The 11,763-nt window shown below is 59.2% G+C and carries 13 protein-coding genes; 3 read left to right on the top strand and 10 right to left on the bottom strand.

Annotated features, from left to right (window positions below; all coding sequences use genetic code 11):
- Position 1: 1 nt before the first annotated feature.
- From BLL52_RS08200 to flgB, 5 genes are read right to left on the bottom strand one after another with little or no spacing between them, the layout of a single operon-like run.
- Positions 2–742 carry a flagellar basal body rod protein FlgF gene (locus tag BLL52_RS08200; protein WP_075586194.1) on the bottom strand — a complete coding sequence of 247 codons (741 nt, stop codon included), beginning with the start codon at positions 740–742 and terminating at the stop codon, positions 2–4.
- Between the two features lie 34 nt (positions 743–776).
- A complete protein-coding gene (flgE, locus tag BLL52_RS08205; protein ID WP_075586195.1) occupies positions 777–2,090 on the bottom strand; it encodes a flagellar hook protein FlgE in 1,314 nt (437 codons plus the stop codon).
- 29 nt (positions 2,091–2,119) lie between these two features.
- Positions 2,120–2,770, bottom strand: a complete 651-nt coding sequence (locus BLL52_RS08210; RefSeq protein WP_075586196.1) for a flagellar hook assembly protein FlgD — start codon at positions 2,768–2,770, stop codon at positions 2,120–2,122.
- Between the two features lie 22 nt (positions 2,771–2,792).
- Positions 2,793–3,197, bottom strand: a complete 405-nt coding sequence (gene flgC / locus BLL52_RS08215) for a flagellar basal body rod protein FlgC (RefSeq protein WP_075586197.1) — start codon at positions 3,195–3,197, stop codon at positions 2,793–2,795.
- A gap of 24 nt (positions 3,198–3,221) precedes the next feature.
- Complete coding sequence (gene flgB, locus BLL52_RS08220; RefSeq protein WP_075586198.1) at positions 3,222–3,671, bottom strand: flagellar basal body rod protein FlgB; 450 nt, start codon at positions 3,669–3,671, stop codon at positions 3,222–3,224.
- A gap of 149 nt (positions 3,672–3,820) precedes the next feature.
- On the opposite strand from flgB, the gene flgA reads away from it, so the two are divergent.
- From flgA to BLL52_RS08235, 3 genes are all read left to right on the top strand, one after another.
- Positions 3,821–4,552 (top strand): flagellar basal body P-ring formation chaperone FlgA, encoded by a 732-nt coding sequence (flgA, locus tag BLL52_RS08225; protein WP_075586199.1) that lies wholly within the window; start codon positions 3,821–3,823, stop codon positions 4,550–4,552.
- A 96-nt stretch (positions 4,553–4,648) separates the two neighbouring features.
- Positions 4,649–4,975, top strand: coding sequence for a flagellar biosynthesis anti-sigma factor FlgM (gene flgM, locus BLL52_RS08230; RefSeq protein WP_075586200.1), 327 nt, complete (start codon positions 4,649–4,651; stop codon positions 4,973–4,975).
- Between the two features lie 45 nt (positions 4,976–5,020).
- Positions 5,021–5,416, top strand: a complete 396-nt coding sequence (locus tag BLL52_RS08235) for a hypothetical protein (RefSeq protein ID WP_075586201.1) — start codon at positions 5,021–5,023, stop codon at positions 5,414–5,416.
- Between the two features lie 109 nt (positions 5,417–5,525).
- Here BLL52_RS08235 and BLL52_RS08240 read toward each other — a convergent pair whose 3' ends face one another.
- Genes BLL52_RS08240 through BLL52_RS08260 form a run of 5 tightly spaced genes read right to left on the bottom strand, consistent with a single transcriptional unit; the run spans position 5,526 to position 11,670 of the window.
- Positions 5,526–6,242, bottom strand: coding sequence for an RNA polymerase sigma factor FliA (locus BLL52_RS08240; protein WP_075586202.1), 717 nt, complete (start codon positions 6,240–6,242; stop codon positions 5,526–5,528).
- On the bottom strand, positions 6,242–6,985 hold the full coding sequence (locus BLL52_RS08245) for a hypothetical protein (protein WP_075586203.1): 744 nt from the start codon (positions 6,983–6,985) through the stop codon (positions 6,242–6,244). The genes BLL52_RS08240 and BLL52_RS08245 overlap by 1 nt, the downstream gene beginning before the upstream one ends.
- On the bottom strand, positions 6,978–8,435 hold the full coding sequence (flhF, locus tag BLL52_RS08250; protein ID WP_075586204.1) for a flagellar biosynthesis GTPase FlhF: 1,458 nt from the start codon (positions 8,433–8,435) through the stop codon (positions 6,978–6,980). The genes BLL52_RS08245 and flhF overlap by 8 nt, the downstream gene beginning before the upstream one ends.
- Complete coding sequence (gene flhA / locus BLL52_RS08255) at positions 8,432–10,519, bottom strand: flagellar biosynthesis protein FlhA (protein WP_075586205.1); 2,088 nt, start codon at positions 10,517–10,519, stop codon at positions 8,432–8,434. The genes flhF and flhA overlap by 4 nt, the downstream gene beginning before the upstream one ends.
- The gene (locus tag BLL52_RS08260; protein WP_075586206.1) at positions 10,516–11,670 is read right to left on the bottom strand and encodes an EscU/YscU/HrcU family type III secretion system export apparatus switch protein; all 1,155 of its coding nucleotides are present in this window, start codon (positions 11,668–11,670) and stop codon (positions 10,516–10,518) included. The genes flhA and BLL52_RS08260 overlap by 4 nt, the downstream gene beginning before the upstream one ends.
- Positions 11,671–11,763: the final 93 nt, after the last annotated feature.

Genomic DNA, 11,763 nt, shown 5'->3' on the forward strand with positions numbered 1-11,763 from the left:
ATTAGCCTTGCATGCTGAGCAATTGCGCGGCGGAGCGGTCGTCTTGCTCTGCGGTTTGCATCAGGCGGGTTTGCGCCTCGAACTGGCGCGCGGTCTGGATCATGCCGACCATGGTCTCAATCGCATTCACGTTGGAGCCTTCGATCACGCCAAGCTGTAAGCGGGCATTGGTGTCATTGGGCATGGGCTCGGTGGAGGTGGTGCGAAACAGGCCGTCATCCCCGCGCTTGAGCGGGTCATCTGCGGTGGGCGTGGCCAGCTTGAGTCGGCCAATACCGGTGGGTGGTTGGTTGCCTACCTTCGCCGAAAGGGTGCCATCGCTGCCCAAGGTCACTTCGGCGCCAGCGGGCGCGGTTAACGGGGCGCTACCGTCACTGAACACGGTGTAGCCGTTGTTGGTTTTGATGGTGCCTTCGGAATCCACCTCAAACGAGCCATTACGGGTATAGGCCTCAGTGCCGTCCAGCCCCTGCACCGCAAACCACGAGTTGCCGGTGGTCATGGCGTCCATGGCGCGACCGGTGCGCTGCGGGCTGCCAGGGATGTCTGAGAAACCAGGGGTGGCTTCCAGCGCCATCACGCGGGTGGTAGAGCCGTCGCCACGCACCGGCACCGCGCGGTAGGTGGAGAGCTCGGCGCGAAAACCGTTGGTGGAGACGTTGGCCAGGTTGTTGGACAGCACCGCTTGCCGGTTGGCAGCGGCATTGGCCCCGGTCATGGCGGTGTAGATGAGTTTGTCCATGGTGGCTCCTGGTCAGCGGGTAGGTCGTGCTAAATCAGCGCAGGTTGACCAGCGTCGACATGATCTGGTCTTGTGTCTTGATGGTCTGCGCGTTGGCTTGGTAGGCACGTTGGGCGGTCATCATGTTGACCAGCTCGGAGGTCAGGTCGACGTTGGATTCTTCCAGTGCGCCGGCCTGCAAGGCGCCAAATCGGCCCGCACCAGGAGCGCCCTGCATCGGTATGCCAGACGCATAGGTGGCTTCCCAGGCATTGCCGCCCAGTGGGTTGAGCCCCTGCACATTACGAAAGTCGGCCAGACTAATTTGTCCTGAAAATTGGGTTTGACCGTTGGAATAGCGCGTGGTGATGACGCCGCTTTCGCCAATGCTCAGGCCGGTGAGTTCACCTGGCGCGTAACCATCTTGCGTGAGGTTGGATATAGCAAAGGCAGATCCAAACTGGGTGACCTTGCTGATGTCCAGCGTGGCGACGATGTCTGGTGTGACGGTAGAGGGCGTGTCAATGGTCAGTGAGGGTGCTGTTGTGGGGGAGATTAATTTGCCACTGGCATCGAATTGCATTTGAAAGCGAAAGCCGGGTGTGCCCGCTGCACCTTGGGGAGGTGGATTTCCTGCAGCAGGTGGTGCCCCGTTAATGGGCACGTCATAGACGTTCCATGTGTCTCTGAGGTTTGGTGCGGTACCAGTTGGCGCTACCCGCTCGAAATACAGACTGACGGGAACTGTGTTGCCCTGTGAGTCGTACGCCGTCAGGGATGTGCCGTAAGTTGATCGCGGTGTGGCCGCAATGGCTGCAACAGCGGGTGGGCCTACCTGTGCAGCCACACCTGCCGTTATGGTGGCTCTTGCATCAAGATTGAATTCAGCAGCAATCGCGGTGGTGGCGTTAGCGGCTATCGGTGCATTGGTGGGCAAAATCAGCTTCTCAATTGTGGCGCTGGTGGGTTTACCCAGTTTGTCAGTGGGATAACCCATGAGAAACGACCCAGTGTTGGTCTTGATGTAGCCGTCCTTGTCGAGCTTGAAAGAGCCATCCCGGGTGTACGCGGACGTGCCATCGGGTTGGGTGAGTTGAAAAAATCCGCCACCGTTGATGGCCACATCCAGACTGTTGAAGGTGGTAGTGATGTTGCCTTGGCTGAATTGCTGTGCAATATCGATGACTGAGACGCCAATACCCGCTTGATTAGAGCCGCTTGCCACGCCCAAGGAGGCTGCCACGATGTCGCCAAACTCCGCCCGCGATGATTTCATGCCGGTAGTGTTGGCATTGGCAATGTTGTTGCCGATCACATCCAGGCTGCGGCTGGAAGCCTGAAGTCCTGAGAGTCCTGTTTGGAATGACATGATGATTTCCTTGGTGAATCAGTGAAGGATTACAAAATTGTTTTGATGGCGCTGTAGGGCACCGAGGTGCCGTCATGCAATTGCACGGTCATGGCGCCATTGCTGCTGCCCACGGCTTGCACCGTTGCCACCGACAGTGCGGTGTTCTCGATGGGCTTGCCACCCAATGTGGCGGTGATTTTGAAGGTGGGGGTGCCGCCGTAGGTGTAGCTGCTGGCATCCCAGGTAAAGCCGTGTTGGCCCGCGTCGAGCGCGCCCAGATTGAAGCTGTCAACAACCTGCCCGCCCGGAGACATCACGTCCACCTTGACGCTTTCGGCTCGGGCTGCCAGGTTGACGGCGCCAGAGGCTTTACCGTCCGTGATGGTCAGTTTGTTGCCTTCCATCAGCACGTTGTGGCCGACCAAGTTGCTGCCTTGCAACACCTGCATGGCGGTGAACTGCTCGGCCATGTTTTTCAGGGTGTCGTTGACCTGCTGAATGCCAGTAACGGTGTTGATCTGAGCCATCTGACTGGTCATCTGGGCGTTGTCCATGGGGTTCATGGGATCCTGATTGTTCAGCTGGGCCACCAGCAATTTCAGGAATCGGTCTTGCGCTTCATCCATGTTGGACTTGCTGGTGCCGGAGGCTGCCGTCGATGTGCTGCTGGCCGCGGGGTTAACGCTGGAGGTAAGCATGGTGGTGTCCTGGTTAGCCGGTTTATTGACCCATCTGCAGCGTCTTAAGCAACAGGGTTTTGGCGGTGTTCATTACTTCAACGTTGTTTTGGTAAGAGCGCGAGGCAGAAATCATGTTCACCATCTCTTCTATCGGGTTCACGTTGGAGTAGTTCACATAACCGTCGGCATCGGCCGAGGGGTGGTTGGGGTTGTGCACCCGCTTGAAGGGGGCGTTGCTTTCCTCGATGGCGCTGACCTTGACGCCCGCCGCCGCATCGCCGCCCATGGGTGTGGTCTGAAACACCACTTGGCGCGCCTTGTAGCCTTGGCCGTCCGGGCCGGCCACCGCGTCGGCGTTGGCGAGGTTGCTGGCCACCACGTTGAGCCGCTGCGACTGCGCGCTGATGGCGCTGCCCGAGACGTTGAAAATTGAAAACATCGACATGGTTTTTCTCCGCAGGCGTCCGGGCTATTGCCCCTGAATGGCGCTCAAAAGGGTTTTGGCTGAGCCGTTGATAAAACGCAGGGTCGATTCGTAGCGCACCGAGTTGTCGACGAAGGCGGCGCGCTCGCGGTCCATGTCCACGCTGTTGCCGTCCACGCTGGGTTGGGTCTGCACGGCGTAGCCCATGGCGTTGCCACCACTGAGCTCGCTGTTGCTCAAGCCCGACAGCGGCAGATGCCTTGAATTTGTCATGTTTGACTCTGTTTTTAGGCTCAAGCCCTTGCCAGCTCTGGATAGTTCGCTATCACTTGTTTTGGTTTGTTGGCTCAACGCATCTTTAAAATTGAAATCACGGGCGATATAGCCTGGGGTGTCGGCATTGGCCATATTGCTGGCCAGCACGCGTTGGCGTTCGGCGCGCAACACCAAGGCGTTGGCTTGAAAATCCAAACTACTGGTCAAGTTAGCGAACATGTGACACCTCTGCTTTCTGTCATGTCCGGTCGATTATGAAAACGCGGGTTTTTTTCTAAACCGTAAATAGAGGCAAAAACGCCGCTTACTTGTGCTGTTTGCCAGCGGCGAGTGCGCATAAAGTGGCCTGAACTTCAGCGAGGTGCGTCATGTCTGTTTTATGTGTTCAATGGGTCCAGCGCCTATTTTTTGGGGTTTTGACTCTTGGTTTTGGGTGCGCGCAGGCGCAGACGTTTGAACCAGCGGGTGATCCCGACGGCGTCTACGCTGCCGCGCAGCGCTGGCTGGATGACTCGCTGGCACAACAAAGCAGTAGCTTGCCTTTGCGCATGGAGGTGGTGGTTGGGCAACTGGACCGCCGCCTGAATCTGGCGCCGTGTCAGCATGTAGAGCCGTATCTGCCGCCCAATGTGCGGTTGTGGGGCAAGGCGCGCCTGGGCTTGCGTTGTGTTGAAGGGCGTATCAAGTGGAATGTTTTTTTGCCGATCACTGTCAAGGCCATGGGCCCAGCCTGGGTCATCAAGGGGCAGGTGTCCCCCGGCACCACCTTGCAGGCCTCCGATGCGATGGCCGTGGAGGTGGACTGGGCCGAGGGCAACAGCGCCATTGTGGCCAACCAAAGCGATTGGGTGGGCAAATCCGCTACCCGTTTGTTGTCAACCGGGCAGGCCTTGCGCCAGGACATGGTCAAGGCAGCGCAGGTTTTTCAAACCGGCGCGCAAGTGCGGGTGCTGGCCACAGGCCCTGGTTTTGAGATTGCTGGCCGGGCGAAAGCCCTGTCAGCCGGGATCGTGGGGCAAAGCGCCATGGTTAAAATGGAAAACGGCCAGGTCATCACTGGCACGGTGTCTGATGAGCGCACGGTGAGGGTGGCGCTGTGATCGGTCAAGCAATTTTGAAAAAAAGATTAAAGTTGGGCTTGCTTTTGCCGAAAGTGAACTTACGAGGCTACGTTATCAGTAGTTTTGGAGAACACCATGAAAATCAGCCAACCTTCCGACACTCCCGTTGCCCACAGCAGCAATGCAGCATCTCTGGCCGCCAAAAGCGCGCCAGCGGCCAGTGCGCAGGCGAAGAACACTGCGGCCAAAGGCCCGCAGGAGGCTGGTGTGGCCGTCACCGTGTCGAGCTTGGCACGGTCCATCAAAGCCGATGGTGCCAACGATCTGGCAGAGGTCGACATGGCCAAGGTCAGCGCAGTGAAACAGGCTATCTCAGATGGCACCTACAAGGTCAACGCTGGGGTGATTGCCGACAAGCTGCTGTCCAACGCGCAGGAAATGCTGCAGCGCAGTCGCGTTTAACACGGGGCGCAGGCCGTGCCTCGGCTTTTGCCAAAGGGGCGTTTCATGGCTAGCAATCCTCTCCAGTCATCTCTGGAAATCGTTGAAACGCACATCCACCAAATCAGCCAGCAGTTGTTAGAGCCCGACTCTGGCGAATTGCTCCAGGCCAGTACCGACTTGCAAGCAGTCGTGCTGGAGCTGTCGCGCCTGGTTCAGCGCACCCCAGCTGTATTCACCCAAGAGCCCTCACTTAAGCTACGCATGCGCACCATATCGGTGGGCTTGGCGTCGTGCCGCGAAACCCTGCTACGCCGCGCCTTCATCACCCAAAGTGCCCTCAGCACCCTGATGCCTGCCACCCGTGACACCATTTATGCACCCGCAATGGGCAAATACTCGCGCCAACCTTACGGCAGTGCGGGTCGTCAAAGTGGTGAATTCCGGGTGATCAGCGCCTGATAGGTCGCGGTTTATCTGCGGACGGTCGTTGCCGGCTGCGGCAGGCCTTTACCGGCCTTGGCCGCTTTGGCTAATATCCAAGTGAAGTCACGCCTCAAGGGCATGCACGTCAATGCGTGCGCATTTTGGCCCGCAGCCGGGCAATGGACTGGCTGTGCAACTGGCAGATGCGTGACTCAGTCACGTCCAGCACGGCAGCTATTTCTTTCAAGTTCATGTCCTGCTCGTAGTACATGCTCATAATGAACTGCTCGCGCTCGGGCAAATTCTTGATGGCGGCCACCAGGGCCTCGCGTATGCGCTGGTTGCGCAGCATGTTGAGCGGGTCAGCCTCGGTATCGCCCATGTGTCGGTCCAGAAAGCTGTCTTCGTCGTCCGAGTTGCGGGTCATGTCCTCCAGGTAGACCAGTTGGGTGCCTTTGACCTTGGCCAGCAGGCTTTGGTAGTCACTCAGCGGCATGTCCAGTTCGACGGCAATTTCGCTCTCCAGCGGCGAGTGGCCCAAGCGGTGCTCCAGGCGGCGAATGGCGGCCTCAATGTCTTTCTGGCTTTTGCGGGTACCGCGTGAAGCCCAATCGTTTTCGCGCAGTTCATCAAGCATGGCGCCACGGATGCGCTGTGTGGCAAAGGTTTCAAACTGCACGCCCTGGGTTGCCTCAAACCGGGTGAGGGCCTCAGACAGACCAATCAAACCGACTTGAATCAGATCATCCACCTGCACATTGGCAGGCAATTTGGCCATCATGTGGTGCGCCAGTTTGCGCACCAACGGCTGGTATTGGCGTATCAAGGCATTGCGGTCCAATTGTCCCTTGGCGGTATACATCAATGCACCCTCTCAATCGGCTTGCGTTTCAGTGGCACGGCGCTCTCTAGGAGTTGCATGGCTAGCCGGGTCATGTCTTCTTGGGATCGATCTGCCCGGGCGCTGGCGGTAATGGTCAGCGGTTTGACGCTGTAACCCAAATAGTTGGACGCGCAGTCCATCAGGTTTTGGGCAGGGGTGGACGGTGGCGTCGGCATCATGGTCTGGGAATCTGGCACGATGTTAGCAACAGTTGGCCGCAATTGGCCGACCACCAGCATGTGTTTCAGCGCCCTGTATGCAGAGACGGCAGCGGTCTGGGCCGGTGGCACCACCAGCAAGGGTGCTAGCGCACAGCTTTTCAGGATTTGCGTCATCCGGTCGGCATCGGCATAAACCAGAAGCACGGCATAAGCCTTGAATAGCTCCCCGACTGAACTGGCCAAGAATCCATGCGCTGACAGATCAGCCAAGCCCTGGGCTGCAGGAAGCACGGACCAGGACACCGGGTTGTCATCTTCAAGCTGACGGCTCAAAGGGTTGGTCAGCAGTTGCGCCAAACCAGGATTTTGTGGAGTTTCGGTGGTGTGGCCATCCAGCACCATCACTGACAAATCCATGCTGACCCAACTGGTGCACAAGCCCCACAGCAACGGTAACTCTCCCAGTTGTTGGCCGTGGCTGGTGACCGCAATCAAACGCGGCACCTGCTGCAGAGCAAGACTTTGCAAACCAGCGGCCTGGTTGACGCAGGGCTCAAGCATGGAATTGCTCCGGTTGCATCGGGCTTGACTGCGCAAAGAAGAAGCCCAGATCAGCTACCTTGGGGTCAAACGCTGACTTGGCAGGCGAGCGCATCGACATGGCGATCAGGTTAGCAGCGTCTGCACGCTCCCAGTCTTCGGGCACCTTTTGCCCGGTGGTGACACCGCGCAGCACCAGTTGGTGGCGAATAGTGGCGTCCAGCGCCGGGCCAATCTTGGCGGCTTCGTCGGTTTTGGACAGAATGGTTTGCTGCATTCCGGTGGTCTTGAACGCGCTGATCATGTCGTCCAGCGTGTCGCCGTGGCCGCCCGCATTGAGTACCAGCAAGCGGTGCACATCGGGCAAGTCGAGCAAGTCCATCATGTCGCGCTTGCGCGGGTCATTGGGGGCGATGCCGGTGGTGTCGATCAGCACCATTTTCTTGTTGGACAACAGACCCAGCAGGTCTTGCAGGGCAGCGCGATCATGTGCCAGATGCGCCACTACACCCAGCATGCGGCCATAAGTGCGCAGCTGTTCGTGGGCACCCACCCGGTAGGTGTCGAGCGTGATCAGGCCGACGCTGGCCGGGCCGTGCGTCCGCGCACAAAGGCCTGCCAGCTTGGCAGCGGTGGTGGTTTTACCGACACCCGTTGCACCCACCAAGGCGTAGGTGCCCCCTTCATCGTGAATCGCACTCGACCCAGCGTCGGTGCGCAGGTTGCGCGTCAGGACTTCAATCACCCAATGGGTGGCAGCCGCCGCGTTCAGGTCTTCGGGCATGCGCTCCATGATGGTCCTGGCCAGTGCTGGCGAATACCCGGAGCGGATCAGCTTGAGCATCAGGTTGGCGTGGATCGGGTTTTGCCGCGCCTGACCCAGCCAGGTGAGCGTGTTGAAGCGGTCTTCAATCAGGGCCTTCATGGCTTGCAGTTCGTCCACAATGCCTTGCGATGGTGCGGCAGATACCGCTACAGATACAGGTGCTGGGGCTGGCGCGCGCGGCGCGACCTTTTTTACTTGGATAGGGGCAATGCCGGGTTGCAGGCTGGCGGCGCGGGCAACAGGGACGGGCGCACGCGGCGCAGCGGGGCGCTCTTGACGCTCAGGCATGGCCGGGGCGGCAGTTTGTGCAGCTATTGCTTCGTGGCGCTTGCGCAGCATGCGCTCACGCACATAGTCTTGAAACGACAGCGTGCTCATCGCCAGCTGGGCGGTGTCTTCAATCACCTGGCTATCCGGGTTGGCCGTCAAGGCGGGGGCTGTCTTGGCCGCCAGCTGGCGTTGGCCTTGGCGGGCTTGCTGGTCGTTGCGGTCCAGCGCGTCGAGCGTCTCTTCACCGGTGGCCACCACTTCCACACCCGAAGCGGTGGGGCGGTTGGACAAGATTAGGGTGCCGTCGCCGAAGGTCATGCGGGCTTTGGACAAGGCTTCGCGGGCGGTGGGGGCAGTAAAGCGTTGGATGTTCATGATGCTGCACCTTTAAGGATGGGACCAATGCGGATGGTGTGTGATTCAGGGATTTCGCTGTGCGCCAGCACCTGCAAGCGCGGGGCCACGCGCCGCACCAGGCGGGCGATGGCGCTGCGGATCTGATCTGGCACCAGCAGGCAGGCCGGGATGCCGATTTCTTCTTGTTTGAGCGCCATTTCGGCGGCTTTTCGCGTCAGGATGTCGGCCACACCCGGGTCAAGGGCTTGGCCTTGTCCTGCGGGGTTGCCCAGCGCTTGCACCAGCAAGCGCTCCAGTGCGGGGTCGATGGCGATCACGTTGAGCTCGTTGGTGGCGCCATAAATCTGCTGCACGATGGCTGGCGACAGTGCCACGCGCACCCGCTTGGCCAGCTCGGCCGGGTCGGTGGTGGCACCTGCATGCTCGGCCAGCGATTCGATGATGGTGCGGATGTCGCGAATGTGTACCGATTCTTCCAGCAATAGCTGCAAGACTTTTTGGAAGACGGCAATGGGCACCATTTTGGGGACTACTTCTTCAATCAGTTTGGGAGCTTGCTTGGCCACGTGTTCTACCAGTTGTTGGGTTTCGGTTCTGCTGAGTAATTTGGCGGCTTGCACTTGCATCAAGTGTGACAAATGCGTGGCCATCACAGTCTCGGAATCAACCACGGTAAATCCGGCCATTTGCGCGGCTTCCTTTTGCTGCGCGTCGATCCAGTGCGCTGGCAGGCCAAAAGCCGGGTCGGTGGTGGGGGTGCCGATCAGCGGGGTGCTGATGCCGCCTGGGTTGATGGCCAGAAACATCCCCGGGAAAGCCTCGCCTTCACCCACAATCACGCCGCGCAGGGTGATGCGGTAGCCACTGGGTTTGAGTTCCAGGTTGTCACGCACATGGACCGGCGGGGGCAAAAAGCCGACCTCTTGTGCGAATTTGCGGCGCACACCTTTGATGCGGGTCAGCAAGTCGCCCTGGCGGTTTTTGTCCACCAGCGTGATCAGACGGTAACCCAGCTCCAGACCGAGCTGGTCAACCGGTTGCAAATCGTCCCAGCTGGCTTCGCCGTCGCCTGCTGCGACTGGGGCCGCCGGCACTTCTTCCACCGCAACCGGGCGATGCGCCAGCGCCCAAGCGCCGTAGCCCAGCAGCAAGGCAATGCCAATGAACACGGTGTGCGGCATGCCCGGGATGACACCCATGATGCCCATGATGATGGCGGTGATCCCCAGCACGCGGGGTGAGACAAACATTTGCGTGACGATCTGGCCGCTCAAATCACGGTCTTTACCCACCCTCGACACCACCATGGCAGCCGCCACCGAGATCAGCAGGCCCGGAATCTGCGCCACCAGCGCATCACCCACCGCCAGCAAAATATAGGTGTTGGCCGCTTGCGAGGCGCTCAGGTCGTGTTGCAGCATGCCAATGCCAAAGCCACCAAAGATGTTGATCAGCAGGATCAAAATGCCGGCCACCGCATCGCCCCGTACAAACTTCGAGGCACCGTCCATGGAGCCGAAAAAGTCGGCTTCTTCCGATACCTCGGCGCGTCGGCGTTTGGCTTCCTTCTCGTCAATCAGGCCAGCGTTCAGGTCGGCGTCTACCGCCATCTGCTTGCCTGGCATGGCATCCAGGGCAAAACGGGCAGACACCTCTGCAATACGCTCGGCACCTTTGGTTACCACGACAAAGTTGATCACCACCAGAATCGAGAAAACAATCAGGCCCACGGCAAAGTTGCCGCCAATCAGAAAGTGGCCAAAGGCTTCAATCACCGCTCCTGCGGCACCGGGGCCGGTATGACCTTCGAGCAACACCACGCGGGTAGAAGCCACGTTGAGCGACAGACGCATCAGGGTGGTCAACAGCAACACCGCCGGAAACGCCGCAAAGTCCAGCGGCTTGAGCATGTAGGCTGCCACCATCATCACCATCAGTGCGATTGAGATATTGATGGTGAAGAAGGTGTCCAGCATCCAGGGCGGCATCGGCAAGACCATCATCGACAAAATCGCCACCACCAGCATCGGCGCTGCGGCACCTTGCATCAGCGCGGTGTTGCCGCCAAACCAGGTCTTGAAGGATTTGAGGGAAGCGTTCATGGTGTTTCAGCCGCAATCACTTTGGACAAAGGGTCCAGTTCAGGTGGCACAAAAGGCGTCGGTGCCTCGCCGGGTGACGGGCCTTCGCCGCGCATGGCGGCTTTGAGCCGGTAGATGTAGGCCAGCACCTGTGCCACCGCGGTGTACAGGCTGGTGGGAATATCCTGGTTAATTTCGGCATTGGCATACAAGGCGCGGGCCAGCATGGGCGACTGCAGCACGGGAATGGCGTTTTCCTTGGCAATGTCGCGGATCTTGAAGGCCAGCAGGTCAGCGCCCTTGGAGATCACACGCGGTGCGTGCATGGTTTTGTCGTCGTACTGAATCGCCACCGCGTAGTGGGTCGGGTTCATCAGCACAAAGTCGGCTTTGGGCACGGCAGAGATGCTGTTGCCCTGTGCAATGTCGCGCTGGCGCTGGCGCAGACGGCCCTTCATCTGCGGGTTGCCATCAGACTCCTTGGTTTCCTGCTTCATTTCCTGGTGCGACATTTTCATGCGTGATTTGTGCAGGTAAGACTGCAGCGGCACGTCAATAGTGGCCACCACCAACAGCACCACCAGCATTTGCGCCATGCCAATCGTCAGCCAGTCAGCCAGGTGGGAAATGGATTGGGCCGAGGGCTGCAGCACCAGCGACCCCAGGGTATCCAACCCGGTCTGCAGGTAATTGAACCCCACCAGCAACAGCATGAAAGCGATGAAAACCATCTTGCCAACTTCTGTGGCCTTGTCTTTGGTGAACATATTGCCCAAACCAGTCAAAGGGTTCAGCCTGCTGAAGTCTGGTGTGATGGGCTTGACGCTGGCCACCCACCCACCGGTTGCCAAAGCGCCCAGGATGGCAATCACACTAACCACCGCGGCCAGTGCCGCAGCGCCCGCCAAGCCCACCCCGACCATGACCCCCAAGCGGTTGATCATGATCTGCGGGTCTTTCAGAGCTTGGGCATCAAACAGCAGTTGCAAACCCATATGCGTCTTGAGCTGGCCGAGCATCATCGGCGCCAGCGCCAGCAAGGCAGCCGCACCACCGCCCAACACCGCTAGGTGCGACAGATCACGCGAACGCGCTACCTGACCATCGTCGCGGGCTTTTTGCAGCTTGCGCTCGGAGGCGGGTAAATTCTTATCTTGGCTGCTGGATTCCATGTTGGGAAGACACCTTGTGTTCTTCCCATTGTCTTTTTGCGCTTCTGGAACTAAAGCGCAATAAGCGGGGGCTTTCCCCGCCTGTTTTACCGG

The sequence above is a fragment of the Rhodoferax antarcticus ANT.BR genome (assembly GCF_001938565.1).
GTDB lineage: Bacteria > Pseudomonadota > Gammaproteobacteria > Burkholderiales > Burkholderiaceae_C > Rhodoferax > Rhodoferax antarcticus.